The sequence below is a fragment of the Arsenicicoccus piscis genome, from assembly GCF_022568835.1.
In the GTDB taxonomy this organism is placed as follows: domain Bacteria; phylum Actinomycetota; class Actinomycetes; order Actinomycetales; family Dermatophilaceae; genus Arsenicicoccus; species Arsenicicoccus piscis.
In genome coordinates, this window is record NZ_JAKZHV010000004.1 from 1 (window position 1) to 26,297 (window position 26,297).

At 71.8% G+C, this 26,297-nt stretch carries 30 protein-coding genes; 19 read left to right on the forward strand and 11 right to left on the reverse strand.

The features are described from left to right. Both MM440_RS08765 and MM440_RS08770 read left to right on the forward strand, forming a co-directional pair. Positions 1-248 (forward strand): hypothetical protein (locus MM440_RS08765; protein ID WP_241443945.1); only part of this gene is annotated, 248 nt, incomplete at its 5' end. Next, entirely contained in the window at positions 245-907 is a 663-nt protein-coding gene (locus MM440_RS08770) for a hypothetical protein (RefSeq protein ID WP_338155581.1), read from the forward strand. The genes MM440_RS08765 and MM440_RS08770, both read left to right, overlap by 4 nt. A gap of 187 nt (positions 908-1,094) precedes the next feature. Here MM440_RS08770 and MM440_RS08775 read toward each other — a convergent pair whose 3' ends face one another. The 9 genes from MM440_RS08775 to MM440_RS08815 form a co-directional block, all read right to left on the reverse strand. Beyond that, complete coding sequence (locus tag MM440_RS08775) at positions 1,095-1,343, reverse strand: hypothetical protein (RefSeq protein ID WP_241441169.1); 249 nt, start codon at positions 1,341-1,343, stop codon at positions 1,095-1,097. Positions 1,344-1,506: 163 nt separating this feature from the next. Next, complete coding sequence (gene pstB / locus MM440_RS08780; protein WP_241443946.1) at positions 1,507-2,283, reverse strand: phosphate ABC transporter ATP-binding protein PstB; 777 nt, start codon at positions 2,281-2,283, stop codon at positions 1,507-1,509. Between the two features lie 46 nt (positions 2,284-2,329). After that, positions 2,330-3,268 (reverse strand): phosphate ABC transporter permease PstA, encoded by a 939-nt coding sequence (gene pstA / locus MM440_RS08785; RefSeq protein WP_241443947.1) that lies wholly within the window; start codon positions 3,266-3,268, stop codon positions 2,330-2,332. Then, complete coding sequence (gene pstC / locus MM440_RS08790; protein ID WP_241443948.1) at positions 3,265-4,254, reverse strand: phosphate ABC transporter permease subunit PstC; 990 nt, start codon at positions 4,252-4,254, stop codon at positions 3,265-3,267. Before pstC ends, pstA begins: the two co-directional genes overlap by 4 nt. A gap of 103 nt (positions 4,255-4,357) precedes the next feature. Then, complete coding sequence (gene pstS / locus MM440_RS08795; RefSeq protein ID WP_277626514.1) at positions 4,358-5,482, reverse strand: phosphate ABC transporter substrate-binding protein PstS; 1,125 nt, start codon at positions 5,480-5,482, stop codon at positions 4,358-4,360. Between the two features lie 160 nt (positions 5,483-5,642). After that, the gene (locus tag MM440_RS08800) at positions 5,643-6,677 is read right to left on the reverse strand and encodes an NUDIX hydrolase (protein ID WP_241443950.1); all 1,035 of its coding nucleotides are present in this window, start codon (positions 6,675-6,677) and stop codon (positions 5,643-5,645) included. A gap of 15 nt (positions 6,678-6,692) precedes the next feature. After that, on the reverse strand, positions 6,693-8,942 hold the full coding sequence (locus MM440_RS08805; protein ID WP_241443951.1) for an RNA degradosome polyphosphate kinase: 2,250 nt from the start codon (positions 8,940-8,942) through the stop codon (positions 6,693-6,695). A 52-nt stretch (positions 8,943-8,994) separates the two neighbouring features. Beyond that, on the reverse strand, positions 8,995-9,942 hold the full coding sequence (gene mshD / locus MM440_RS08810) for a mycothiol synthase (RefSeq protein ID WP_241443952.1): 948 nt from the start codon (positions 9,940-9,942) through the stop codon (positions 8,995-8,997). Next, positions 9,939-10,703, reverse strand: a complete 765-nt coding sequence (locus tag MM440_RS08815) for a winged helix-turn-helix transcriptional regulator (protein ID WP_241443953.1) — start codon at positions 10,701-10,703, stop codon at positions 9,939-9,941. The genes mshD and MM440_RS08815 overlap by 4 nt, the downstream gene beginning before the upstream one ends. 192 nt (positions 10,704-10,895) lie before the next feature. Between MM440_RS08815 and MM440_RS08820 the strand changes: the two genes are divergently transcribed. From MM440_RS08820 to MM440_RS08890, 15 genes are all read left to right on the forward strand, one after another. Next, on the forward strand, positions 10,896-11,144 hold the full coding sequence (locus MM440_RS08820) for a MoaD/ThiS family protein (RefSeq protein ID WP_241443954.1): 249 nt from the start codon (positions 10,896-10,898) through the stop codon (positions 11,142-11,144). 16 nt (positions 11,145-11,160) lie between these two features. Further along, positions 11,161-11,955, forward strand: a complete 795-nt coding sequence (locus tag MM440_RS08825) for a hypothetical protein (RefSeq protein ID WP_241443955.1) — start codon at positions 11,161-11,163, stop codon at positions 11,953-11,955. A 10-nt stretch (positions 11,956-11,965) separates the two neighbouring features. Further along, positions 11,966-12,460, forward strand: coding sequence for a heme-binding beta-barrel domain-containing protein (locus tag MM440_RS08830; protein WP_241443956.1), 495 nt, complete (start codon positions 11,966-11,968; stop codon positions 12,458-12,460). Positions 12,461-12,479: 19 nt separating this feature from the next. Next, positions 12,480-12,920 carry a Fur family transcriptional regulator gene (locus tag MM440_RS08835; protein ID WP_241443957.1) on the forward strand — a complete coding sequence of 147 codons (441 nt, stop codon included), beginning with the start codon at positions 12,480-12,482 and terminating at the stop codon, positions 12,918-12,920. Then, positions 12,917-13,939 (forward strand): CAF17-like 4Fe-4S cluster assembly/insertion protein YgfZ, encoded by a 1,023-nt coding sequence (ygfZ, locus tag MM440_RS08840; RefSeq protein WP_241443958.1) that lies wholly within the window; start codon positions 12,917-12,919, stop codon positions 13,937-13,939. The genes MM440_RS08835 and ygfZ overlap by 4 nt, the downstream gene beginning before the upstream one ends. 69 nt (positions 13,940-14,008) lie before the next feature. Further along, a complete protein-coding gene (locus MM440_RS08845; RefSeq protein ID WP_241443959.1) occupies positions 14,009-14,866 on the forward strand; it encodes a beta-keto acid cleavage family enzyme in 858 nt (285 codons plus the stop codon). Positions 14,867-15,524: 658 nt separating this feature from the next. Further along, on the forward strand, positions 15,525-15,953 hold the full coding sequence (locus MM440_RS08850) for a helix-turn-helix domain-containing protein (RefSeq protein WP_241443960.1): 429 nt from the start codon (positions 15,525-15,527) through the stop codon (positions 15,951-15,953). 8 nt (positions 15,954-15,961) lie between these two features. Further along, a complete protein-coding gene (locus tag MM440_RS08855) occupies positions 15,962-17,296 on the forward strand; it encodes a hypothetical protein (protein WP_241443961.1) in 1,335 nt (444 codons plus the stop codon). 178 nt (positions 17,297-17,474) lie between these two features. After that, entirely contained in the window at positions 17,475-18,623 is a 1,149-nt protein-coding gene (locus MM440_RS08860) for an asparaginase (protein ID WP_241443962.1), read from the forward strand. A 2-nt stretch (positions 18,624-18,625) separates the two neighbouring features. Further along, positions 18,626-19,057, forward strand: coding sequence for a D-aminoacyl-tRNA deacylase (gene dtd, locus MM440_RS08865; protein WP_241443963.1), 432 nt, complete (start codon positions 18,626-18,628; stop codon positions 19,055-19,057). 101 nt (positions 19,058-19,158) lie between these two features. After that, on the forward strand, positions 19,159-19,485 hold the full coding sequence (locus tag MM440_RS08870) for a DUF2516 family protein (protein WP_338155627.1): 327 nt from the start codon (positions 19,159-19,161) through the stop codon (positions 19,483-19,485). After that, the gene (locus MM440_RS08875) at positions 19,479-20,153 is read left to right on the forward strand and encodes an alpha/beta fold hydrolase (protein ID WP_241443964.1); all 675 of its coding nucleotides are present in this window, start codon (positions 19,479-19,481) and stop codon (positions 20,151-20,153) included. Before MM440_RS08870 ends, MM440_RS08875 begins: the two co-directional genes overlap by 7 nt. A 110-nt stretch (positions 20,154-20,263) precedes the next feature. After that, a complete protein-coding gene (mshA, locus tag MM440_RS08880; RefSeq protein WP_241443965.1) occupies positions 20,264-21,565 on the forward strand; it encodes a D-inositol-3-phosphate glycosyltransferase in 1,302 nt (433 codons plus the stop codon). A 10-nt stretch (positions 21,566-21,575) separates the two neighbouring features. After that, positions 21,576-22,196 carry a YbjN domain-containing protein gene (locus tag MM440_RS08885; RefSeq protein WP_241443966.1) on the forward strand — a complete coding sequence of 207 codons (621 nt, stop codon included), beginning with the start codon at positions 21,576-21,578 and terminating at the stop codon, positions 22,194-22,196. 10 nt (positions 22,197-22,206) lie between these two features. Further along, a complete protein-coding gene (locus MM440_RS08890) occupies positions 22,207-22,950 on the forward strand; it encodes a phosphoglyceromutase (protein ID WP_241443967.1) in 744 nt (247 codons plus the stop codon). Between the two features lie 101 nt (positions 22,951-23,051). Here the strand turns inward: MM440_RS08890 and phoU are convergent, their stop codons facing one another. Next, complete coding sequence (phoU, locus tag MM440_RS08895) at positions 23,052-23,750, reverse strand: phosphate signaling complex protein PhoU (RefSeq protein ID WP_241443968.1); 699 nt, start codon at positions 23,748-23,750, stop codon at positions 23,052-23,054. Between the two features lie 191 nt (positions 23,751-23,941). Here phoU and MM440_RS08900 point away from each other — a divergent pair, with 191 nt between their 5' ends. After that, the gene (locus MM440_RS08900; RefSeq protein WP_241443969.1) at positions 23,942-25,009 is read left to right on the forward strand and encodes a sensor histidine kinase; all 1,068 of its coding nucleotides are present in this window, start codon (positions 23,942-23,944) and stop codon (positions 25,007-25,009) included. Beyond that, complete coding sequence (locus MM440_RS08905; RefSeq protein WP_241443970.1) at positions 25,006-25,689, forward strand: response regulator transcription factor; 684 nt, start codon at positions 25,006-25,008, stop codon at positions 25,687-25,689. Before MM440_RS08900 ends, MM440_RS08905 begins: the two co-directional genes overlap by 4 nt. Before the next feature lie 33 nt (positions 25,690-25,722). Here MM440_RS08905 and MM440_RS08910 read toward each other — a convergent pair whose 3' ends face one another. Beyond that, a complete protein-coding gene (locus MM440_RS08910; RefSeq protein ID WP_241443971.1) occupies positions 25,723-26,259 on the reverse strand; it encodes a hypothetical protein in 537 nt (178 codons plus the stop codon). Positions 26,260-26,297: the final 38 nt, after the last annotated feature.

Below are 26,297 nucleotides of genomic sequence, written 5' to 3' on the forward strand. Positions count from 1 at the left end.
GGGCAGAGCCCAGCCTGCAGGACGACGACCTGTCGGCCGTCGAGCTCGACTGGGACGACGACGCGCGCGTGGGCGTGCTGACCCGCGGCGCGCTGCGCACCGTCGTCTCGCTCGCCGACGGTGCTGCCACCGCGCAGGTGCCGGCCGGCGCCACTGTGGTCGAGCAGTGGGACGACTCCACCGTCGTAGACCCCTCTGGCACCGTCACGTTCACCGGTCCGGGCGCCGTCGTGGTGCGCCTCCCGTGAGCGGCTCCGAGGGCACCCCACCCGGCCGTCCGGTGCCTCGCCGCCCCGCGTTCTACTCGCCCGAGGCGATGGAGGCGCACGGCGGGGTGGTGCTCGACCCGGCCGTCCAGTCCGAGATCGCCCACGAGACCGCGCAGATCATCGTGCACGCGGGGCGGGCCGCGACCGACCCGGCCGTCACCGACCGTCTGGTCCGGCTGACCGACGACCTGGGGCTGTCCACGCTCGCCGACCTCTGGGCCCCGCTGCCGGCGCACTCGCTGCCCGGGGCCCTGTGGCGGCTCTACGCCCTGCGCGAGTGGGTGGTGCGCGACGCCGACGGCGCCTCGCGCGACTACGAGGCAGGGCACCGGCACGCCGACGTCCTGCACGCGATCACCGGCGTGGCCGAGCCGCCGGGGCCGATCGAGGTCAAGGAGCTGGCCGACGCCATCCTGCGCGGGGTCTTCTCCGGCGACCTGGACGTCGCACTCGCGCGTGCGGGGGCGTTCTGCCGCATCGTCGCCGCCGGCCGCGCGCACCGTGCCGACTGGTCAGGGGCGGCGTTCGACGACGACGAGGGCGAGGCCGCGTGGCTCAAGGCCGCCGGCAACATGCAGGTGCTCGGCCAGGACCTCGAGACCTGCGCGCGCCTGTGGCGGCGCGGAGACCTGATCTAGGGCGACGACCGCTTCGCTTCGGGAACATCCCCGGGCACGCTGCCGTTAAAATGATTCGTGCGCCGGGCCGCGGTAGCCCCGGGTCCCAAATTAAGCCGCTACGAGCGGCCACGTGCCGAGAGGCGCTCCCGGTCCGGCGCACCCACCAACCGCACTGCTACCAGCAGTGCGACGAGCACGTGCCCGCTCAGGCGATCTGGGGCTGCGCAGTCGGCCTGGCCGCGCCACCTGCGTCCTGCAGCCCGCTGTAGAGCTCGCGCAGCGCCACGTCATCGCCGCAGCCGGCCAGCGCGTGCAGCCGACCGTCCTGACGGGCGGTCTCGCGGGCCCGGCGACCCGGGCCGCGCCAGTGGCACTCGAGGCACATCGCGTGGGCAAAACGGTGGCCGTCATCAACACGCCAGGTCGGCTCGGCTCCAAGGTCTGGGGAGGTCATGGCCTTATGGTCGGGCCCCGCTGACCCCCCTGGCAAGACCTGCAGGCTGGGAGTCCCGTCACAGCGCCGCAGCAGCACGATCAGCCCCACCTTCTGGCTGATCTCCTCGTCCCTACGGGCCTCGGTCGCTGGCGCTCCCTCGTTGCCTCCGGGACGTCGTCGATCAGCCGAACCGACCGGAGATGTAGTCCTCCGTCGCCTTCTCCGTCGGGTTGTTGAAGATCTTGGTCGTGTCGTCGATCTCGATCAGATTGCCGGGCTTGCCCTGCGCCGACAGGTTGAAGAACGCGGTGCGGTCCGACACGCGAGCAGCCTGCTGCATGTTGTGCGTGACGATGACGATCGTGTACTTCGGCTTCAGCTCGGTGATCAGGTCCTCGACGGCGAGGGTGGAGATCGGGTCGAGCGCCGAGCACGGCTCGTCCATCAGCAGCACCTGCGGCTCGACCGCGATGGCGCGGGCGATGCAGAGGCGCTGCTGCTGACCACCGGACAGGCCGGCGCCCGGCTTGTCGAGGCGGTCCTTGACCTCGTTCCAGAGGTTCGCGCCGCGCAGCGACCGCTCGACCGTCTCGTCGAGCCGCTTCTTGTTCTTGACCCCGTTGAGCCGCAGCCCGGCCGCGACGTTTTCGTAGATCGTCATGGTGGGGAACGGGTTGGGCCGCTGGAACACCATGCCGACCGTGCGCCGCACGCCGACCGGGTCGACCGAGGAGCCGTAGAGGTCGGTGCCGTCGAGCAGCACCTTGCCCTCGACGCGACCGCCGGGGACGACCTCGTGCATGCGGTTCAGGGTGCGCAGGACCGTGGACTTGCCACAGCCGGAGGACCCGATGAAGGCCGTCACCGACCGGGGCTCGATGGTCATGGAGACGTCCTCCACGGCCTTGAAGGAGCCGTAGAAGATGCTGAGGTTCTCGACGTCGATGCGCTTCGCCATGGGGTGCAGTTGCCTTCTTCGGTAGAGCGTCTGGTCGGGGGAGTGGTCAGGCCTTGACCGCACCGGCGCGGCCGATGAGGCGCCCGGCGAGGTTGAGCAGCAGGATGAGCAGGATCAGGGTGAGCGCAGCGGCCCACACCCGGTCGTGCGCGGCCGGGAGCGCGAGGTACTGCCGCTCGTCGTTGATCATCGTCGGCAGCGTGGCCATGTTGCCGCTGAACAGGTCGAAGTTGATGTTCTTGGTGTACGGACCGAGGATCAGCAGCGGTGCCGTCTCGCCCATGACGCGAGCGAGGCCGAGCAGCACGCCGGTGACGATGCCGGAGAAGGCCGTCGGCAGCACGACGCTCGCGATGGTCTTCCACTTCGGCACGCCGAGCGCGAGCGAGGCCTCGCGCAGCTCGTTCGGGACGAGCTTGAGCATCTCCTCGGTAGAGCGCACGATCGTCGGGATCATCAGGAGCACCAGCGACAGCGAGACGGCGACACCGACGCGGTTCCAGCCGAACGTGGTCACCCACAGGGCGTAGATGAACAGGGCGGCGACGATGGACGGGACACCGGTGAGGATGTCGACCATGAAGCTGACCGCGCGGGCCAGCCGGCCGCGGCCGTACTCGACGAGGTAGATCGCGGTGAAGACACCGATCGGCACCGAGATGAGGCCCGTGACCAGGCCCTGGAGCAGGGTGCCCATGATCGCGTGGTAGGCGCCGCCGCCCTCGCGGCGCGTGGTGATGCCGCGCATCGAGTGCGTCCACCACTCCGACTGCATCAGGTTCTGGCCGCCGAACGAGATGACCTGCCACAAGATCCACACGAGCGGTGAGAGCGCGAGCAGGAAGGCGGCCCACATGACGACCTTGGCGATCAGGTCCTTGGTCTTGCGCCCGCCGGACGCGGTGGTGAACAGCGGGTCACGATGACGCGCGCCGGAGCTGTCGGGGTCGTTGGCGGCCGTGGTGGCCGTGGCGGTGTGGCTCATTCGGTGAAGGCCTTCCGGCGCTCGATGACGATTCGCGCGATGGCGTTGACGACGAAGGTGAGGACGAACAGCACCAGACCGGCGGCGATGTAGGCGCCGGTCTTCTCGGGCGAGTCGAACTCGGCGGCGTTGTTGGCGATGAGCGAGGCGAACGTCGCGCCACCGTTGAACAGCGACCAGCTCCACGGCGACCCGGGCGCCAGCGCAGACAGGATCATGGTCACGGCGATCGTCTCGCCGAGCGCGCGGCCGAGGGCCAGCATGGCGGCGGAGATCACGCCGGGCTGGCCGTAGGGCAGCACCGCGGTGCGGATCATCTCCCACTTGGTGGCGCCGAGCGCGAGCGCGGCCTCCTTGTGCGTGCGCGGGGTCTGGCTGAAGACCTCGCGGGACAGTGCGGTGACGATCGGCAGGATCATGATCGCCAGCACGATGCCGACGACGAACAGGCTCGACTGGTACTTCGGGGCGAACAGCGGGATCCAGCCGAGGGTGCTACCGAGCCAGTTCTGCAGCGGTCCGACGAACGGCGTGAAGGTCGCGACGCCCCAGAGGCCATAGACGATGGACGGCACCGCAGCGAGCAGGTCCACCAGCTGGGCCGCGGGCCGCGCGAGCCAGCGGGGAGCGTACTCGGTGATGAACAGGGCGACCGCGACGCCTACGGGGACGGCGAGCAGCATGGCGATGATCGAGGTGACCACCGTCGCCCAGAGCAGGTCACGGACTCCGAAGCGCAGCGGCTCGGAGTCGACGTTCCACTCCCGGCTCCACAAGAAGTTGACCTGGTCCTTGGCGATCGCCGGGATGGCCTGGGCGAGCAGGAAGACCCCCACGAGGGTGACCAGCGCGATGACGATCGTGCCGGCGAGGGTCGCCGAGCCCCCGAAGAGTCGGTCGCCGAGGCGACCCGGTCCGCGGGGGACCTCGGTGGGCTCCTGACCGGACGGTGGCTCCAGGTCGACGGGGACACCGGTGACTGACATGGGGGCGTTCCTCACTTCACGGGGGCTGGGTGCCGTGCCAGAGGCTACGGCAGACCGGCGGGTGTGGCCGAGGACGAACCCCGGTCACACCCGCCGGTGGGTGTCACTGAAGGGCGGCGACGGCGGTCGCGACCTTGGACTGGACCTCGTCCGGCAGCGGGGCGTAGCCCATGTCGGTGAGGCTCTTCTGGAAGTCGGTCCCGGAGAAGCTCTCGAGGAAGCCCTTGATGACCTTGCCCTTGGTCGCGTCGGCGGCCTTGGAGCAGACGATCTCGTAGGTCACGAGGACGATCGGGTAGGCCCCGGCCTCCTTGGTGGCGTAGTCGAGCTTGAGCGACAGGTTGTTGCCGGTGCCGGTGACCTTGGCGGCGGCGACGGCCTTGCCGGCGGACTCGCCGGTCAGCTCGACGGCGCCGGCGCCGGAGTCGATCTGGGCGATGCCGAGCTGGTTGTCCTTCGCGTAGGACCACTCGGTGTAGGTGACGCCACCCTCGGTGGACTTCACGGCGGAGGAGACGCCCGCGGACTTCTCCTTGCCCTCACCCTTGCCGGACCACTTCTTCGCCGGGTCGGCCGTCCACTTGGTGGGGGCCGCGGCCTTGAGGTACTTGGTGAAGTTCTCGGTGGTGCCCGACTCGTCGGACCGGAAGAAGACCTTGATGGGCTCGCTCGGCAGCGTGACGCCGGGGTTGAGCTTGGCGATGGCCGGGTCGTTCCAGGTGGTGATCTTCGCGTTGAAGATGTCTGCAGCGACGTCGGCGTTGAGGATGAGCTTGTCGACGCCCTTGACGTTGAACGCGATGGCGATCGGGCCGGTGACCATGGGGAGGTTCCAGGCGGGGGAGGCGCAGGCCTTGTCGGCCTCGGCCTGCTCGATCTTGCCGTCCGAGCCCGCGGCGGTCTTGAGCGCCGAGTCGGAGCCGGCGAAGTCGGCCTGCTTGGCGATGAACTGCTTGATGCCCGCACCCGAACCGGTGGCGTTGTAGTTGATGGTCGCGTCGGCGCACTTGTCCTGGTAGGCCGAGATGGCCTCCTCGATGGCGGCCTTCTGGGCGGAGGAGCCCTCGGCGGAGACGGTGCCGCTCGGGCAGTCCGCCGAGGAGGCTGCGCCGCCCGCGGTGCCGGTCGAGCCGGAGCCGTTGGAGCCGGTCGTGCCGGTGTTGTTGTCCGAACCGCACGCGCCGAGCGCGAGGGTGCCGGCGAGCGCGACAAGGGTGAGCGCGGACATCCGCTGAATCTTCACTTCAGGTGCCTTCCACAGCAGGTACAAGGACGGGGACCTGGCGCGTCCCACTGACCTTGACGGTAGGGAGACCGGATGACGCACTGGCTGGGGCTTCATGAACGCACCGTGAACGCCAGCGGACGATTCACCCCTCAGCCGCTGCTCAGGGCAGGTGGCGCTCGACGGCGACGACCTGGGCGGTGGCCCCGCGCCCGACCAGGTGCAGCACCACGACCTCCCCCTTGGCCATCCCGAGGTCGGCGGCCTCGTGCAGGGCCTCCGCGATCGCGTCGCGCTCGGCGGCCGTGGCCGCCCCGGCCGCGTCGGCGCCCTGCTGCGGTTCCTCGGGGTGCTGCAGGTGGGCCTGCAGGGCCTCCAGCAGGTCCGGCAGCACGGGGCCGTGCGAGCACAGCGCCGTCGGCACCGCTCGCTCCAGGGCGCGGCGCAGGTGCCGCACCGCCTTGCCGGGATGCTCGAGGTAGCCCTCCTCGGACAGTCCCGTCTTGCGGTGCAGCTCGCGTCCAGTCGCCTCGGCGTAGGGGGCGAGCGTCTCGACGCAGCGGGTCGAGCCGGAGGTGACCAGCCGGTCTACGCCGAAGGCTGCGAGGAGGGGCACGATCGCCTCGGCGCGGGCGCGGCCGGTGGCGTCGAGCGGACGCAGCCAGTCGTCCTTGGACCACTTGCCCCGGGGCACGGCCTTCGCGTGGCGCACGATCGCCAGCGGCCAGGTCTCGAGGGTGCCGGCCTGGTCGTGCCGGACCACGGCACGCAGCTGCTCGCGGTCGCGCGCGTAGTCGAGCCGGGTCATGGCCGACGGGACGTCCAGCCAGGCGACCTCGTCGATCTCGTTCAGCAGCCGACCGTGCCCGCCGACGACCTCGCCGGCCCAGTAGCGGACCTGCTTGTCGGCCACCTGGCCGCGCTTGTCGACGAAGGAGTACTCGGCGAGCGGCAGCGGCCGGCCGAGCCGCACCTGCAAGCCGGTCTCCTCCTCGACCTCGCGCACGGCGGCGACCGGCCAGTCCTCGCCGGGGTCGAGCTTGCCCTTGGCCCAGGACCAGTCGTCGTAGGCGGGACGGTGGACGAGGGCTACCTCGAGCCGGTCGCCGCGACGGCGCCACGGGAGCGCGCCGGCGGCGCCGATGACCGGTCGGTCACCGCTCGCAGGGATGGGCAGAGGCGAGGGGTGTGGTGCCATGGTGTGCGGGCCCGATCAGGCGCGGGCCGACTTGCGACGTCGCTTGGCGTGCATGTCGGCGAGGGCGGCCTGGTGGTCGAGCAGCGGCTCGCCGTCCTCGTCGACGTGGTGGCGGACCCAGCGGTCGTCCTCGAGCGCCCAGTTGGACGTGGTGTCGGCCATGGCCTGGTCGATCATGTCCTGGCACTGCTTGAGGTGGGCCGGGTCGGTGAGCCGCACCAGGGCCTCGACGCGGCGGTCGAGGTTGCGGTGCATCATGTCGGCGCTGCCGATGTAGGTCTGCGGGTCCCCGTCGTTGCCGAACGTGTAGACCCGCGAGTGCTCGAGGAACCGGCCAAGGACCGAGCGGACCCGGATGTTGTCGGACAGCCCCGGCACGCCGGCGCGCAGCGCGCAGATGCCACGGACGAAGACGTCGACCTTCACCCCGGCCTGCGACGCGCGGTAGAGCGCGTCGATGAAGGCCTCGTCGACGATCGAGTTGACCTTCACCCCGATGTAGGCGGGGCGCCCGGCCTTGGCGTGCTCGATCTCGCGCTCGACGTTGTCGATCAGGCCCGAGCGCAGGCTGCGCGGGGCGACCAGCAGCCGCTTGAACCGGCTGCGTGGCGCCCAGCCCGAGAGCTGGTTGAACAGCCGGGTCAGGTCCTCGCCGGCCTGCGGGTCGCAGGTGAGCAGGCCCAGGTCCTCGTAGAGCCGGGCGGTCTTGGGGTTGTAGTTGCCGGTGCCGATGTGGCAGTAGCGACGCAGCCCCTCGGGCTCCTGGCGGACCACGAGGCACAGCTTGGCGTGGGTCTTCAGCCCCACGACGCCGTAGACCACGTGGACGCCGTAGTGCTCGAGGCGCCGGGCCCAGGCGATGTTGTTGGACTCGTCGAACCGGGCCTTGATCTCGACCACGGCGACGACCTGCTTGCCCGCCTCGGCGGCCGCGATGAGGGCGTCCACGATGGGGGAGTCGCCGCTCGTGCGGTAGAGGGTCTGCTTGATCGCCAGCACCTTGGGGTCGGCAGCCGCCTGCTCGACGAACGCCTGCACCGAGGTGGAGAACGAGTTGTAGGGGTGCTGGAGCAGGATCTCCTTGCGCCGCATCGCGGCGAAGATGTCCGGCGCCTCCGAGCGCTCGGTGGGCGCGAGGTCGGGGTGGGTGCGCGCGACGAACTTCGGGTAGTGCAGGCTCGAGCGCTCGACGTCGGCCACCACGTTGAGGCCGCGCAGGTCGAGCGGCGCGGGGAGCCGGAACACCTCTTGGTCGCTGACGTTGAGCTCGCGCATGAGCAGGTGCAGCACGTGGTCGCTGATCTCCTCCTCGACCTCCAGGCGCACCGGGGCGCCGAACCGGCGTCGGGAGATCTCCTTCTCGAGGGCCTTGAGGAGGTTCTCGGCGTCGTCCTCCTCGACCTCCAGGTCCTCGTTGCGGGTGACTCGGAACAGGTAGTGGTCGACGACCTCCATGCCGGGGAAGAGCAGCCCGAGCTGGGCGGAGATGATGTCCTCGAGCGGCACGAAGCGCACGCTGAGGTGGTCGTGGGGGTCGGGGTTGGGCACCCGCAGGAGGCGGGGCAGCAGGTCCGGGACCTTGAGCCGCGCGAAGTGCTCGGCCTGGGTGCGGGGGTTGAGCAGGGTGACGGCGAGGTTGAGCGACAGCCCTGAGATGTAGGGGAACGGGTGCGCGGGGTCCACCGCCAGCGGGGTGAGCACCGGGAAGATGTCGCGCCGGAAGACCTGCTCGAGCGAGGCCTGCTCGTCGGGCGTCAGGTCGCCCCAGCGCAGGATGTGGATGCCCTCGGCGTCCAGCTGCGGCGCGATGTCGTCGCGGAAGGACGCCGCCTGGCGCTCCATCAGCTCGTGCGAGACCTGCATGATCGAGTCGAGCACCTCGCGGGGCTCCAGCCCGGCGGCGGAGCGCACGGCCATGCCGGTCTCGAGGCGGCGCTTGAGGCCGGCGACCCGGACCATGAAGAACTCGTCGAGGTTGCTCGTGAAGATCGCGAGGAAACGGGCCCGCTCGAGCAGCGGCACCGTCGGGTCCATGGCGAGCTGCAGGACGCGCTCGTTGAACTGCAGCCAGGACAGCTCGCGGTCGAGGAAGCGGTCGGCGGGCAGCGACTCGGGGTCGGTGTCGCCCGCCGCGGTCAGCGGCGCGAACCGGCCGTCGGCGGTGCGGGGGCGCGCGCTGGTCGAGGAGCGCACGAGGGTGGACCCGGCCGCCTCGGTGCCGTTGGCGTTGGCGGGCTGGGTCTGGACCTCGGTGTCGCTCGGCATGGGCCCATCGTGCCACCGATGCGTGGTGGCCGAAACCCAGCGCGAGCACGGGTCAGGATGTGGTCGCGCGGTAGAGCACGTCAGTGGTGAGCACGGTGAAGCCGAGCCGCTCGTAGGTGGCCACCGCGGCGGTGTTGTCGGCGTCGACGTAGAGCTCGACCCGGGCCAGCCCGCGCTCGCGCAGGTGCTCCAGGCCGAGCTGTGTGACGGCCCGGCCGAGGCCCTTGCCCTGCTGCTCCGGCGCGACTCCCACGACGTAGACCTCGCCGGCGTCGGGGTCACCGTCGGCCGGGTCGACCTTCGTCCAGTGGAACGCCGCGAGCCGCGGGTGGCCGAGCCCGTCGGAGCTCTCGAGCTCCTCGACGAGGATCAGCCCCGCCGGCTCGAACCACGCGCTCGCCGCCCGGTCGGCGAAGCCGGCCCGGTCGAGCGAGCCCTGCTCGGGGTGGTGCGCGAAGGCGGCCGCGTTGACGGCGAGCACCGCGTCCTCGTCCTGCCCCGGCACGAACGCCCGGGCGGCATAGCCGTGCGGCAGGCGCACCGGCCGGTCGACGTCGCTGCGCGCGAGGTCACGCCCCATCTTGCGCAGCTCGCGCACCGGCGCGAAGCTCGCGCTGCGCAGCAGGGCCTGGGCGGCCGGCAGGTCGCCGTGCGCCCACACGCCGATGCCCCTGGCTGTGGGCTGACCGGCCGGGTCGGCTGGGTTCGTCTGCGCCGGCTGGACGGCGTCGAGCAGCGCCCGCCCGTGGCCCCGCCGGCGGTGCTGGGGGTCGACCACGAGCTCTACGGTGTCGTCGTGCCGGCCGGCGTATCCCACCACACCCCGCGCGCCGCTCTCCTCGACGAGGACATGGTCGCCGGGGCGGTCCAGCCGGAGCCGGGCGTCCTCCGACAACGGGCCCACGCCGTCGGCGAGCGTGGCGGCGGCAACGATGGCGCGGACCTGCTCGACCTCGTCGGGAGCGAGCTGGTGGGTCCGGCGCAGCTGGGCGTCGGTCATGGTCGCTCCGTCCGTGGTGCTTTCGCTGACAGGGACTCGGTCGGGTCGGTCGGGTCGGTCGGGTCGGTGAGGGAGGCCGCGGTGCGCCGGTCCTCGGCGGGCACGAAGCGGTAGCCCACGTTGCGCACCGTGCCGATGAGCTGCTCGTGCTCGGGACCGAGCTTGGCGCGCAGCCGGCGCACGTGCACGTCGACCGTGCGGGTGCCGCCGAAGTAGTCGTAGCCCCAGACCTCCTGCAGCAGCTGGTCGCGGGTGAAGACGCGACCCGGGTGCTGCGCGAGGTGCTTGAGCAGCTCGAACTCCTTGTAGGTGAGGTCGAGCGGGCGCCCCCGCAGCCGCACCGAGTAGGCGCCCTCGTCGATGGAGAGCTCACCGGAGGTGATCGGACCCTCGACGTCGTGGGCGGCCGGGGCACGCTGGGCGCTGAGCAGCCGCAGCCGGGCCTCGACCTCGGCCGGCCCGGCGTGCTCGAGCAGGAAGTCGTCGACCCCCCAGTCGGTGGTGAGCACCACCAGCCCGCCCTCGGAGACGATCACGAGCAGGCTGAGGTCGGGTGAGGCGGCCCGCAGGGTGCGGCACAGCGACTTCGCCGCCACGAGGTCACGGCGGGCATCGACGAGCACGGCGTCGCCGGGTGGACCGTCGAGCAGCGAGGCGACCTGCGCCGGCAGCGTCCGGACGGTGTGGGTGAGCAGCCCGAGCGCAGGCAGCACGTCGGCGCTCGCGGGGAGCGCGTTCGTGAGCAGCAGCAGGTGAGCCATCCGCACCAGATTACGGTGCTCGTGGGTCAGGGCCGGTGTCGCGTCCGCGCAGCGGCCAGTTGCGGTGGTGTGGTGGAGCGGCTGGGCCGTGAGGTGTGATGGCTGGCCGCGGGGGCGTGGTGGAGCGGCCTGCCGCGGGTCGCCTATCCTGCGAGGAGATCAGCCGACGCAGACGCAGACCGAGGAGGACGAGTGGGAGCGGTGCGGGTGCGCTACTGGGCCGGAGCCCAGGCCGCGGCCGAGGTGGAGTCCGACGAGCTGCCCGTGGGCACCGACGCGACCGTGGCCTCCGTGCTGGCCCAGGCGGTGGAGCACCGCCCGCGGCTCGGCGCCGTGCTGCCTGCGTGCAGCGTCCTGCTCGACGGCCGGTCCGTGCCGCGCGAGACCCCGGTCCCGGCCGGTGTCGTGCTCGAGGTCCTGCCGCCGTTCGCCGGCGGGTGACGCCAGGATGTCGGGTGTGACGGACGCCGTCGGGCGGTCGGCCATAGAGCTGCCGCACCGCACCCTCGTGACCCTCGGGGTCGTGGTCCTCGCCGTCGTGCTCGCCGTGACCGCCTACTCCGGCCCGGCCGCTCGCTGGATCGTCGCCCTGGCCATCCTGCTCGCCGAGGGCGTGCTCGCCTGGGGCTGGACCCGGCTGGTGGGGCTGCCGTCTCGGCGCGGCTCCGCCATCGTGGTCGCCACCAGCGCGGTGCTGCTGACCGGCTCGGTCGTGCTGCCGGCCGACGGGTACGCCATGCGCTGGACCCCGGCCGCCCTCGCCTTCTGCGTGACCTGCGCCTTCGTCCACCAGCTCCTGCGTCAGGACGGTAGACCTCGCGTCGTCGCCTCCCTCTCCGGCTCGATGCTCGCCCTCGCCATCCTCTGCTCCGGCGTGGCGTGGATCGCCCTGCCCGGGTTGCGGCTCGGCCCGCCGGTGATGGCATCCGTCGCACTCGGGCTGGCCGCCTCGGCGGGCGCCGAGTGGACCTGCCTGCGGACCCGCCACGGCCGGTGGGCCATGCCCGTCACAGTGCTCGTCGGCGGTCTGGTCTGTCTGGCCGTCGGCCTGCTCCTCGGCCTGGGCTGGGCCGGCGCCCTGCTCGCCGGCGTCGTGGCAACCCTCGTCGGTGCGTGCGTGCGCGCCATCCTCGCGCCGCTGCCTCAGCTGGCCGACCAGCGGGTCCAGCTGGTGAGCGCAGCCGCGTCGCTGCTGGCACCCGGCGTCGCGGTCTACCTCATCGCCGATCTGCTGGTGACGGGCGCCCGGTAGGATCGTCCTCGTGTTCGAGATCCCCGAGAACCTTCCGCCCGAGCTGCTCCCCGTCGCCTGGATGATCGGCCGCTGGGAGGGTGCCGGCCTGTTCGACTACCCCGGCACCCGCAAGGGGCGCTTCGGGCAGGAGCTGGTGCTGCTCAACGACGGCCGCCCGTTCCTGGAGTGGCACAGCCACACCTGGGAGCTGGACGAGGAGGGCAACCAGATCAAGCCGCTCGCCACCGAGCTCGGCTTCCTGCGCGTGCCGTCCGAGGGCCAGGTCGAGCTGATGCTGGCGCACCCCACCGGCATCGTCGAGATGTACTACGGCACCATCGAGCCCGCCCGGCTCACGATGGCCACCGACGGGGTGATGCGCTCGCCGCACGCGAAGGACTACACCGCCGCGTCGCGGCTCTACGGCCTGGTCAACAGCGAGCTGTTCTGGGTGATGGACATGGCCGCGATGGGCCACCCCATGCAGAGCCACGTCAGCGCCCAGCTCAAGCGGGTGTCCTGAGACGGACCTCGGGCAGCCGATGGACGAGCGGTCGATCGAGGAGTTCTTCCACGCCCGCGGGATGCGGATGACCGGTCCCCGGCGGCGGATCTTCGCGGCCGTGCGCGAGCTCGGGCACGCCACCCCGGACGCGATCGCCGAGGCCGTGGAGCGCGACGGGGGCGACCCGCTGCCGCTCAGCACGGTCTACCGGACGTTGGACGCGCTCGCCGAGCTCGGTCTCGTCGCGCACACGCACCTCGGCCACGGGTCGCCGACCTATCACCTGGTCGACCACGCGACCCACGTCCACCTGGTGTGTCTCGGGTGCGGCGGGGTGGCGGACGCACCGTTGTCCGTCGCCGTCGAGCTCGCCGCCAACGTCCGCTCGGCCCGGGACTTCGAGGCCGACATCAAGCACATGGTCGTGCACGGCTGGTGCCGCGAGTGCCGGTCGGAGCGCGCGGAGGAGGACGCATGACAGAGCTCGCACCGAGCCCGCTGCTCACGACGTCAGGAGCCGTCGCGGGCGAAGGGCTGGACGCCACCGTCGCGATCCACTACGGCGACCCGATGCGCGAGCAGCGCCTGCTCGTCGAGGGACTCGCCGTCGTCGACCTCTCCAACCGCGGGGTCGTCACCGTCACCGGTCCCGACCGGCTGACCTGGCTGAACTCCATGACCACGCAGGCGATCTCGACGCTCAAGCCCGGTGAGAGCGCAGAGGATCTGGTGCTCTCGCCGCACGGACACATCGAGCACGACCTGCACCTGGTCGACGACGGTGAGACCACCTGGATCACCGTGGAGCCCGGCACGGCGCCCGACCTCGTCGCGTTCCTCGACCGGATGCGCTTCATGCTGCGGGTCGAGATCGCTGACCGTACAGACGATTTCGCCGTCCTGGGGGAGCCGAGCTCGCGCGCCGGCCTGCCGGGCGAGCCGCCCACCTGGGTGGACCCGTGGCCGCACCAGGGGCCTGACACCGCGCTCTACGGACCGCAGGAGCATCCGGCCGACGGCCGTTGGCACTGGCGCGAGCTCATCGTGCCACGCGCGGATCTCGTTGCCGCAGTGGGGGATCGGCCGCTGTCCGGGCTGTGGGCCCTCGACGCACTCCGGGTGGCCGCCTGGCGGCCACGCGCCGGAGCCGAGACCGACCACCGCACCATCCCGCACGAGCTCGACCTGCTGCGCACGGCGGTGCACCTGCACAAGGGGTGCTACCGCGGGCAGGAGACGATCGCGCGGGTCCACAACCTGGGTCGCCCGCCGCGCCGGCTCGTGTTCCTGCACCTCGACGGGTCGGGGCACGCCCTGCCCGACGCCGGCGCCGACGTCGTGCTCGACGGGCGGGTGGTCGGCCGGCTGACCTCGGTGGCGCGCCACTACGAGGACGGGCCCATCGGGCTGGCCGTCATCAAGCGCAACACGCCGCTCGACGCGACCCTCGTGGCCGGCGGCGTCGCTGCAGCCCAGCAGGAGATCGTCCCGCGCTAAGTGATGCCCACCGCCAGATCTTCGGCGGATGGTGCTGACGTCTGGCATCGTTCCTGGCACGATGGGGTCATGACCCGTCGTAGCGTCGCCCAGCCCGTCGGCACCCTCATCACGGTCGCGACGACCGGGGCCGAGACGGCCAAGGCGGACGCGCCCGGCCTCCCGACCACCCTCGACGAGCTGGTCGAGACCGCTCGCCGGTGCGAGCAGGCGGGCGCCGCCCTGATCCACGTGCACGTGCGCGACGACGCCCACGAGCCGACCCTCGACCTGGCGCGGTTGCGCGAGACCGTCGCGGCGCTGCGTGAGACCACCGACCTGATCGTGCAGCTGTCGACCGGCGGCGCGGTGACCGATCCCTACGCCGACCGGCTGCGCGTCCTCGAGGCCGACCCCGACTCGTGCTCGCTGACCTGCGGCACGACGAACTTCGGTGACGACGTCTTCCTCAACCCGTATCCCTTCATGCGCGAGCTCTACCTCGCCGCGCGCGAGCGCGAGATCGTGCCCGAGTTCGAGATCTTCGACCTCGGCCACCTTGCGAGTCTCGAGCGGCTGCTGGGGGAGCGCGGGTTGCCGTACGGCGGGCGCGTGCACGTCGACCTGGTCCTCGGCGTCCCCGGCGCGCTGCCCGGCACGACCGCCTCGCTCGTCGCCGCCCTGGCCGCGCTGCCCGACGCGGTCACCTCGTGGTCGGCCACCGGCATCGGTCGCGCGCACCTGCCCATCCTCGCTGCCACCCTGTCCGCCGGCGGCCACCTGCGCGTCGGCATGGAGGACAACCTCATCCTCGAGCGCGGCCGCCCCGTCCGCCACAACGTCGAGCTCGTAGACCGCGCAACGACATTCGCCACCCTGATGCAGCGCCCACCCCTCACGACCGATCAGGCCCGCGACCTGCTGCAGGTGCGCCCCCGCGCCGCCTGAGCGGCTGGGTGCGGCCTCGAGACGGCAGTTGGAGACCGAGACGGCGGTTCGTCACGCCCATCCCCGCGACACGGCTGTTGGCCACCGAAACGGCTGGTGCAGCAACCATCTCGGTGGCTAGGTGCCGTCTCGGTGACGAAGGGCCATCTCGGGACGGTCGGCCAAGGCGTTGGTCTGGGCTCGGGGGTGCGCGCTCCTCGGGCCTGGTAGATCGGCTGCCTGCGGGTGCGTGGGTGGGCGGTGGCGTGCGCCTCGGACTGATTGACGGCTCTACGGAGCAGCTTCGATCGTTCCAAGGCGCATGAGTCCGTCCGAAGCGCACGCCCTGGGTGTCCCGGGACCCCCGCCCAGCCCGCGTGGGTTGTCGAGCCGGCCTCGACATGGCAGTTGGTGACCGAGACGGCAGGTGTCGACCGAGACGGCGGTTGTGCACATCCACGACACGGTGGTCGGTGACCGAGACGGCGGTTGGTCGCGTCTACCCCGGCGACACGGCTGTTGGCCATCGAAACGGCTGGTGTGCCAACCATTTCGGCGGCCAGGTGCCGTCTCGGTGGGGAGGGGCCGTGTCGGCGACCGGCGAGGGGGCGGGTGTGTGACTGACCACATTGCTAGCAAGCGTTTGCCAGCCGCTTGCTGCAGCAAGCACACTGGACCTATGGGAAAGCTGACGGGTGGCCTACCGGTGCCTGATCTCGGGGTCTACCTGCGCGAGCAACGCGAGGCGGCCCAGCTCTCCCTGCGTCAGCTCGCCGAGCTGGCCGGTGTGAGCAATCCGTACCTGTCCCAGATCGAGCGAGGGCTGCGGCGACCCAGTGCCGAGATCCTCGGTGCGCTCGCCAAGGGGTTGGAGATCTCCGCCGAATCGCTCTACGTACGAGCTGGGCTCCTCGACGAACAGCCTGCGCAGTCCTCGGTGTCTCCCGACGTGGTGGCGGCCATCAGGGCCGACCCGCGGCTGGGTGACGATCAGCGCAAGGCCCTGCTCGACCTCTACGCGTTGTTCACTGGCGGGGGCTCGGGGACCTCGACCACGAAGCGCGCACCGTCGCCGACCCGGACGGCGCCCAGCACCGAATCTCAGTGAAGGAGAACATGATGAATGTGTCGAAAGACGTCAGCAAGCAGCTGAAGAAGGCCGAGAAGGACGCGCGCAAGGCCGCCGAGGACGCCCGCCGTCGCGCGGACAAGGCGGTCTCCGAGGCCAAGGGTTCGGTCAAGGACGTCCGCAAGGCCGCCGAGAAGGTCGCCGCCGACGCCCGCGCCAAGGCGGACAAGGCCGCCGGCAAGGCCTCCGGCAAGGCCGACAGGGCCGCCAAGGCGGCCCGCAAGGATGCCGCGGACTCGCGTCCGATCTACGCCGCGCTCGGGGCCACCGACCTGGCGCTCGCCGAGATCCGCAAGGCCAGCGACAAGGCTCAGGCTCGCCTGCAGGAGATCCGCGACGACCTGGAGAGCCGGCTGACCAAGGCCACCGTGTCGGCGCAGGAGGCTCCGGCCCACGCCCTCAACCAGGGTCTGACGGCTGCCGGTCAGGTGCAGCGCACCTACGAGGACCTGGCGTCGCGCGGTGAGAGCTTCGCCGACGAGCTGATGGACGCCAAGATCGCCAAGGACCTGCGGGCGCAGGCCGAGTCCACCGCCAAGCTGGCGCTCGCGCTCGTCGACGCCGCCGAGAAGGCGCTCGGCCGCGCGCAGAGCCAGGCTGTCTCCACGGCCGCCAACGTCATCCCCGACGAGGTCAGCGTCTCCACGACGACGACCCAGGCTTCCGCCGGTCGCCGCGGGACCCGCCGCACGGTCAAGCGCAGCGCTATCGTGACGCCGACCCGGCCCGCCCGCCCCGGTCGCCCGCGTCGCGCCGGCGTGACCACCTCGACCGAGCAGACCGTGACCCCCGCCAAGACCACGGCCAAGCGGACCACGAAGGCCACCACCAAGTCGACGACGGCCAAGGCCACGCCGGCCAAGACGACGACCACCAAGTCGACCACCGCCAAGGCCACGCCGGCCAAGTCGACCACGGCCAAGGCCACGACCGCCAAGAAGGCGCCGGCCAAGAAGGCGACGACCACCAAGTCGACGACCACCAAGGCTGCGGCCAAGAAGGCGCCCGCGAAGCGGACCACGACCAAGCGCGCGCCGGCCAAGAAGGCGACCACGGCCACCGGCTCGGCCACCCCGAGCGCCAGCTCCACGAGCAGCTCGCCCTCGTCCACCTCGACGCCGTCGACCGCCCGCTCCAACACCTCGAGCAGCCCCAGCACGTCGAGCGGCTCGAACAGCAGCCCGAGCATGAGCCCGAGCACCAGCTCGAACGGCCCGAGCACCTCGAACGCCTCGAACAGCTCGAGCACCAGCGCGAACAGCGGCACGAGCAGCCCGAGCACGAGCAGCAGCACGCCGAGCACCAGCTCGACGCAGTCCTGAGTCGCTCGGGTCACCCACGACCCGCGACCACGCACCGCCCTGGCCAGGTCCTCCTGGTCAGGGCGGTGCGTCTGCGCCGCAAGGGTAGACCCCTCGGGCTCCACCGGTCGTGGGCTGGGGTCGACCTGGCTCCACCGGTCGCGGGGACGAGGCCGACCTGGCCTATAGGCTTCGCGCCATGAGCCTGGCGAGCACCAACGACAGCAGCACCAGAAGCACCAGCAACGACTGCAACGTCAGCAGCACCGGCGGGGCCCACCGCCCGCAGCGTGCGGGTGGCGCCGACCCGGCCGTGGCCCTGGCGGGCGCCCCGGTCGTGGTGCGTGTCGTGCGGTCCGGCTTCGTGGAGTCGGTGCACCACGCGATCGTGGCTGTCACCCAGACCAGCAGTGCCACCGAAACCAACAATGCCACCGAGACCAGCAGTCGCGAGCTGCTGAGCCGGGGCGACGTCACGGCGCCGATCCTGCCGCGTTCGGCCAACAAGCCCGCCCAGGCGGTCGGCATGCTGCGCGCGGGGCTCGACCTCACCGGCCGCCACCTCGCGCTGGCGTGCGCGAGCCACAGCGGCGAGGACTTCCACCTGCAGGCCGTCGCGGAGATCCTCGCCGACCACGGACTCTCCGAGGCTGACCTGCGCAACACCCCGGACCTGCCTTACGAGGAGCACGAGCGGGCGCGGTGGCTGGCCGCCGGCCGGGCACCCACCTCGCTCGCCCAGAACTGCTCGGGCAAGCACGCGGCCATGCTGGTGACCTGCCGCATCAACGGGTGGGACCTCGAGGGCTACCTCGATCCGGCCCACCCGCTGCAGGTGCATCTCGCCGAGACGGCGGCCGACCTCGCCGGCGAGCCCGTCGCCGCGACCACGGTCGACGGGTGTGGCGCGCCGGCCCTCGGGATCTCCACGGCGGGGCTCGCCCGCACCTTCGGGCGCCTCGCTGCCGCCGCCGAGGGCACCCCCGAGCGTCGGGTCGCGGACGCCATGCGCGCCCACCCCGAGTACGTCGCCGGCAGCACGCGTGACGTCACCGCCGTCATGCGGGGGTTGCCCGGCGCCGTCGCGAAGGACGGTGCGGAGGCGGTCTACGCGGTAGGCCTCGCGGACGGCCGCGGGGTCGCCGTCAAGATCGCCGACGGCTCCCAGCGGGTGCGCCCCGTGGTGCTCGCCGCGACGCTGCTGCACCTCGGCGTCGACGCGCCCGTGCTGCGCGACCTCGCCCGGCTCCCGGTGCTCGGGCACGGCCAACCCGTCGGCGCCTTCGAGGTAGACCTCGACGCGCACCTCGCGGACCCGGCCCAGCGCTCTACCGGATCGAGGGCCTGACGGTGCGCGCGGTGCTGCAGCGGGTCACCCGCGCCGAGGTCCGGGTCGACGACGAGGTCGTGGGCCGGATCGACGAGCCTGGTCTGCTGGTCCTCGTCGGGGTCAACAACGAGGACGGCCCCGACCAGGTCGCCACCATCGCGCGCAAGGTCGCGGACCTGCGGATCCTGCGCGACGAGCGCAGCGTCCTCGACACCGGGGCGCCGGTGCTGCTGGTCAGCCAGTTCACGCTCTACGCGGACACCCGGAAGGGTCGCCGACCGTCCTGGGGTGGGGCAGCCCCGGGTCCCGTCGCCGAACCGATCGTGGAGGCGCTCGCACAAGCCTTGCGAGACAAAGGGATTCGGGTGGAGCAGGGGCGCTTCGGCGCCATGATGGCGGTGGAGCTCGTCAACGACGGCCCCACGACCATCCTGCTCGACACCGACAGCTGACCGGACGCCACCACGGCCGCGGCCACGCCACCACGGCCCCCGGCCGCGCGCGCCCACGGCCCGTCCAGGCCTCATCCAGCCGACACCAGTAGCCTGGGCAAATGATGGACGGACTGTGGAGCCTGCAGAGCATGATCACGGCTCTGCTCGGGCTGGCCGCGCTCGGCTGCGAGATCTTCGCGCTGGTGGACTGCCTGCGCACCCGACCCGACGCGTTCGTGGCGGCGGGCAAGCGCAGCAAGAACTTCTGGCTGGTGCTGACCGGCATCGCGACGCTGATCGGGATCGTGTTCGTGCAGTCGGTCTTCAACCTGTTCGGACTGGCCGCGTTCGTCGTCGCCGCGATCTACCTTGCCGACGTCCGTCCCGCGCTGCGCGCCGTGCTCGGCAAGGGCCGGCGAGGGGACGGTCCCTACGGCCCGTGGTGACCGAGGTCCTGCGCACGGGCGCCGGTGATCTCGAGGTCCTGACGGCCGGGCGTGGGGAGCCGCGCACGGTCTTCGCCCACGGCATCGGCGCCGGGATCGGGCTGACCCGGCCCTATGCCTCGGCCGTCGCGGGCACGCGCACCTTCTTCAGCTTCCGCGGGCACGGTGCCTCGCACGTCCCCCCGCCGCCGTGGAGCTACGACGACCTCGTCGACGAGCTCCGCGCCGTCGCTGACCACGCCGCCGCCACTCGGGCCGTGGGCGTCAGCATGGGCGCTGCCGCCATCACCCGGCTGGTCGAGCAGACCCCGGACCGGTTCGAGCGACTCGTCCTCATCACCCCGGCCGCGCTCGACCACGAGCGGCTGCCGCACGCACGAGAGCTCGTGGAGGAGCTGGTCGACCTGCCGGTCGTACCGGCTGCTCGGGTCGCCTTGCTGGACGGCATCATCGGTCGTCGGGCGGTCGACGACCTGGACTCCCTGCGTGCCGTCACGGCTCCCGTCCTGGTCCTCGCGCAGGAGGGCGACGACCTGCACACGGTAGCCATCGCCGAACGGCTCGCCTCGGCCTTCCCCCACGGAGAGCTCGTCGTGCTCGGCCCGGGCGGGCTGCTGCTGGCGCACCGCTCCCGGGTGCGCCAGGTGATCAGCGCGTTCCTCTCCTGACCCGTCCTCTCCTGACCTGTCGTCGGCAGGAATGACCGGCTGGCCGCCGTGGTTGCCGTAGAACGCCAGGCGTGCCACCGCGGCCGCCCCGACGACGACAGGAGACCCCCATGGCGTTGCGCCGGGTCGCCATGATCAGCGTGCACACCTCGCCGCTCGCGACGCCGGGCAGCGGGGACGCGGGTGGGATGAACGTCTACGTCGCCGAGACGGCGCGGCGGCTGGCCGCGCGGGGGATCGAGGTGGACGTGTTCACCCGGGCCACCAGTGCGCGGCAGCCGGTGGAGCAGGAGCTCGCGCCGGGTGTGACCGTGCGGCACGTGGTGGCGGGACCGTTCGAGGGACTCGGCAAGATGGATCTACCGGGTCAGCTATGCGCGTTCGCGGCCGGGGTGATGCGGACCGAGGCGCACCGGCCGGCGGGGCACTACGACCTCGTGCACTCGCACTACTGGCTGTCCGGGCAGGTCGGCTGGCTGGCGGCGGACCGCTGGCAGGTGCCGCTCGTGCACACCATGCACACGATGGCCAAGGTCAAGAACCTCTCGCTGGCGTCCGGGGACAGTCCGGAACCGCCCGGCCGCGAGATCGGCGAGGAGCAGGTGGTCGAGGCGGCCGACGAGCTGGTCGCCAACACGGACCAGGAGGCGCGCGAGCTGATCGAGCTCTACGGCGCGGACCCCGGCCGGGTCGCCGTCGTGCCGCCGGGGGTCGATCTGGACGTCTTCCGGCCGGTCGAGCGGGACGCCGAGCCCAGCCGCACGATCGAGCGGCAGCGCGAGCTCGACCGCGAGGCCCTGGGCCTCGCCCCCGACGCCGTCGTGCTGCTCTTCGTCGGCAGGATCCAGCCGCTGAAGGCTCCGGACGTGCTGGTCCGCGCCGCCGCCGACCTGGTCGCGCACCGGCCCGAGCTGCGGGATCGGCTGGTCGTGGCGATCCTCGGCGGCGACTCCGGCGGTGGCTACGGCGACCCGGATTTCCTGCGTCGCCTGGCCGACGAGCACGGGCTCGCCGACGCCATGCGCTGGGTCGTCAGCGCCACCCGCCCCGAGCTGGCGCAGTGGTACCGCGCCAGCGACGTCCTCGCCGTGCCCTCGCACAACGAGTCCTTCGGGCTGGTAGCCCTCGAGGCGCTCGCCTGCGGCACGCAGGTCGTCGCCACCCGGGTGGGCGGTCTGCCCACCGCGGTCGGCGACGCCGGCACCCTGGTCGCCGGCCACGACCCTGCCGACTGGTCGCGCGCGATCGAGTCGCTCGTCGACCGCACGCCGCCCGAGCGCGCGGCGGCGGGGGAGCGGGCCGTGGCCCACGCGCAGGGCTACTCCTGGGAGGCGACGGTAGACCGTCTCGTCGCGGCCTACGAGGCGGCAGCCGAGCACCAGCGCGAGGAGCTCGACGGCCCCGCGGCGTAGGCTCGGCGCCATGCCCGAAGCCCCCGACACCGGCGTCGCTGAACCCACCGCCAACCCCACCGCCAACCCCAGCGCCGGCCCCACCCCTGATCCGACCGCTGCCCTGGACCACCTCACGACCCTGCTCGACCAGGCCGGCGCGGAGTGGGAGCCGGGCGGCCGCGAGGGCGAGGTCGTGGTGACCCTGCCGGGGGACAAGAAGCTCAAGACGGTGGCGTCGTTGGTCGTCAGCGAGCGGGGCCTGTCGGTGTCGGCGTTCGTCGTCCGCAACCCCGACGAGAACCACGCCGCTGTCTACCGGTTCCTGCTGCGGCGCAACCTGCGGCTGCCGGGGCTGGGCTACGCGATCGACGGTGCCGGCGATGTCTACGTCGTGGGCCAGCAGCCGCTCGCGGCCATCACCGAGCAGGGCGTCGACCAGCTGCTCGGGACCCTGCTCGACGCGGCCGACGCGCCGTTCAACGAGCTGCTCGCGCTGGGCTTCCTCGAGTCGATGAAGCGCGAGTGGGCCTGGCGGATCGCGCGCGGCGAGTCCACTCGCAACCTCGAGGCGTTCCGCGACCTGCTCAGCGGCGTCGAGAACGATCCGCGGTACGCCCCCACCGGGCCTGGGCCGGGAGCCGCACAGTAGGGTTGGCGCCATGACCTACACGCTGATCCTGCTCCGCCACGGCGAGAGCGAGTGGAACGCCAAGAACCTGTTCACCGGCTGGGTCGACGTCGAGCTCTCCGACAAGGGTCGCGCCGAGGCCGTCGCCGGCGGCGAGCAGCTCAAGGACGCCGCTCTGCTGCCCGACGTCGTGCACACCTCGCTGCTGCGCCGGGCCATCAACACCGCCAACGCCGCCCTCAACGCCGCCGACCGGCACTGGATCCCGGTCAAGCGCAGCTGGCGCCTCAACGAGCGGCACTACGGCGACCTGCAGGGCAAGGACAAGAAGCAGACCAAGGAGCAGTACGGCGACGAGCAGTTCATGCTGTGGCGTCGTTCCTACGACACGCCCCCGCCCGAGATCGCCGACGACAACGAGTTCTCCCAGGCCGGCGACCCCCGCTATGCCGACCTCGGCGACGAGATGCCGAAGACCGAGTGCCTCAAGGACGTCGTCGCCCGGATGCTGCCCTACTGGGAGTCCGACATCATCCCGGACCTCAAGGACGGCAAGACCGTGCTGGTCGCCGCGCACGGCAACTCGCTGCGCGCGCTGGTCAAGCACCTCGACGGCATCTCCGACGACGACATCGCCGGGCTCAACATCCCGACCGGCATGCCCCTGGTCTACCGGCTCGACGAGGACTTCAAGCCCACCGTCAAGGGTGGCGAGTACCTCGACCCGGAGGCCGCCAGGGCTGCGGCCGAGGCCGTCGCCAACCAGGGCAAGTAGGGCGCAGGCAGCGCAGCAAGACCACCGAGCACCACGAGGGGGCCGGACCCAGTGGGTCCGGCCCCCTCGTCGTGCCTTCGTCGGCCAGCGTGCCGGGGGCGTCAGCTCTCGTCGTTGTCGTCGTCACCGACGTCGATGCCGGGGATCTCGGCATCCTCGTCGGCCCACTCGCCGGTGACCAGGTAGACCACCCGGCGAGCCACCGAGACGGCGTGGTCGGCGAACCGCTCGTAGTAGCGGCCGACCAGGGTGACGTCGACGGCGGCCTGGACGCCCTGGTCCCAGCTGCCGCTGAGCAGGGTGTTGAAGATCTTGCGGTGCAGGGCGTCCATCGCGTCGTCGGCCTGCTCCAGCGCCTGCGCCTCGTGCACGTCCTTGCTGTGGATGACCGCACCGGTCTGGATCACGATGCGCTCGGCCTCGTGGCCCATGTCGACGATGGTCGGGCGCAGCACCGGCGGGATTGCCGAGTCGGGGTAGCGCAGCCGGGCGACCTTGGCGATGTGCCGAGCCAGGTCACCCATCCGCTCCAGGTCGGCGCTCATCCGCATGGCCGTGACGACCATGCGCAGGTCGGTGGCGACGGGCTGCTGGCGGGCGAGCAGGTCGATCGCCATGTTGTCGAGCTGGCGACGCAGGTCGTCGATGTTCTCGTCCGCGGCGATGACGCTCTCGGCGAGCTGCAGGTCGGCGTCGAGCAGGGCGGTGGTGGCGCGGCTCATGGCCGACCCGGCGAGGCGGGTCATCTCGACCAGCTGGTCGGAGATCTGGTCCAAGGCCTCGTGGAAGGCGTCGCGCATGGGTTCCTCTCGAGGGGTGATGACGTCTCCTCGGCACACTGGCAGCCGGGGATGAACGCGGTCGTGATCCAAGGTGAACAGTTGGCGAGCAACGAGCCTACGATCGCTGTGGGCGTCCGATGTCGATCCTACGGTGCGGCATCGTATCGTCGGGGAAGCTCTGAACCACCACCGCAGAAGGAGGGCCCGCCGTGATCGTGGCGAAGCCCGAGGACCCCACGCTGGACCCCGGCGTGGTGGACGTCCTCGCGGCGCTGCGTCAGATGGGGGTGGTCCTGGACAGCTCCGACGCGGTAGTCGTCGCGAGCGACGCCGCCGTCCGGCACGGGCTGGTGCGCGACGGCGAGCTGGTCCACCAGGAGCTGCGCGACCTCGTACGCGAGGCCCGGCGCGGGGGCGACCTGCGCGACCTCACCCTCGATTTGCCGCGCGGGCCGCTGCTGCGCGGGCGGATGCTCGTCTCGGCCCGGGCGAGCCTGCTGCGCACCGGCCACGTGCTGCTGCTCGCCGACGACCGCACCCGGGTGAGCCGGGTCGACGAGGTGCGCCGCGACTTCGTCGCCAACGTCAGCCACGAGCTGAAGACCCCCGTCGGCGGCCTGTCCCTGCTCGCCGAGGCCGTGATGGACGCGAGCGGCGACTCGGACGCCGTCATCCGGTTCGCCGGACGCATGCGGGTCGAGGCCGACCGGCTGGCCCGGCTGGTCCAGGAGATCGTGGACCTGTCCCGCCTCCAGGTCGCCGACACGCTGACCGACCCCAAGCCGGTAGACCTCGCGGACGCCGCGCGCGAGGCCGTCGACCGGTGCCGGCTGCTCGCCGACAGCAAGAGCACGACGATCGATCTGCGCACGGAGCGCGCCGTGGTCTACGGGGACCTGGCGCTGCTCACCACCGCGATCCGCAACCTCGTCGACAACGCCGTGAACTACTCCGACCCGCAGGCTCGGGTGGTGGTGACGGTGCGCCGGATCGGTGCCGTGGCCGAGGTCGTGGTGAGCGACAACGGTCTCGGCATCTCGCCGACCGCTCAGTCGCGGGTGTTCGAACGCTTCTTCCGGCTGGACCCGGCCCGCTCCCGAGCGACCGGGGGCACCGGCCTCGGGCTCTCCATCGTCAAGCACGTCTGCGCCAACCACGGCGGAGACGTGCGCCTGTGGAGCGAACCAGGCCAGGGCTCGACCTTCACGATCTCGTTGCCGGTGCTCGCCGACGACGACCCCGTCCTCACCCAGCTCGACCGAAAGGCCCCCCGATGACCCGCATCCTCCTCGTCGAGGACGAGGTGGCGTTCAGCGACCCGTTGTCCTACCTGCTCGGCAAGGAGGGCTACGAGGTCGCCGTCGCCGAGACCGGCCCGGACGCGATCGCCGAGTTCGACCGGCGCGGCGCAGACCTGGTGCTGCTCGACCTGATGCTGCCCGGCCTCTCGGGCGAGGACGTGTGCCGGGCGCTGCGGGCCCGGTCCAGCGTGCCGATCATCATGCTCACCGCCAAGGACAGCGAGATCGACAAGGTGGTGGGCCTCGAGCTCGGCGCCGACGACTACGTCACCAAGCCCTACTCCGGTCGGGAGCTGCTCGCCCGGGTGCGTGCGGTGCTGCGCCGGGGCGGCGAGACGGCGGAGGTGCTCCCGAGCACGGTCGCGGCCGGTCCGGTGCGGATGGATGTAGACCGGCACACCGTCGCCGTGCGCGGAGAGGCGATCGCCTTCCCGCTCAAGGAGTTCGAGCTGCTCGAGATGCTGCTGCGCAACAGCGGGCGGGTGCTGACCCGCGGGCAGCTGATCGACCGGGTCTGGGGCAGCGACTACGTCGGCGACACCAAGACGCTGGACGTGCACGTCAAGCGGCTGCGCGCCAAGATCGAGCAGGACCCGGCCAACCCGGTGCACATCGTGACCGTGCGCGGGCTGGGCTACAAGTTCGAGGCGCCCTGATCGCGCAGCGGGGTCACTGACCCGGGCAGCGGGTCAGTGACCGCCCTCGGTGCTGGTCGCCTCGCCGGCCGGCGTGGCCTCGGCGGTGGGCGGTGGCGTCTGGCCCGACGGCAGCAGCGTCGCGTATTCCTGGGTGGCGGCCAGGACCGGCACCTGCACGGTCTTGGCACCCGACGCGGGGGTGGAGATGGCGAGCTGCATCATGCCGCCGGGGGGCGTGGACAGCGCCGGGACGGTGAGCTTCTTGTCGGTCAGGTTGATGCCCTGGCCCGGGGGGATGGTCGCCTTGATCGGCGTCGCGCCGTCGGCACCGGCGAAGCTGATGTCGACGGGGGCGGCCGTGGAGTTGACGGCGTAGCCGGACAGGGTGCCGGACTCGCCCTTGGCCGAGCCCACCAGCAGCAGGTTCTGGACCTGCACGTCGTTGCTCAGCGCCACCTCGACCCCGTCGGACGGGGCGTAGGGGCTTTCCGTCTGGGTGGGAGAGAAGTAGGAGCAGCCGGTCAGGCTCGCGGCGGCGGCGACAGCAACCAGCGACAGGGCGAGGGAGGGGCGGCGAGAGTCGGTCACGGCGCGAGCATAGCGTTTCCGCTCAGCCGCAGCCTCGC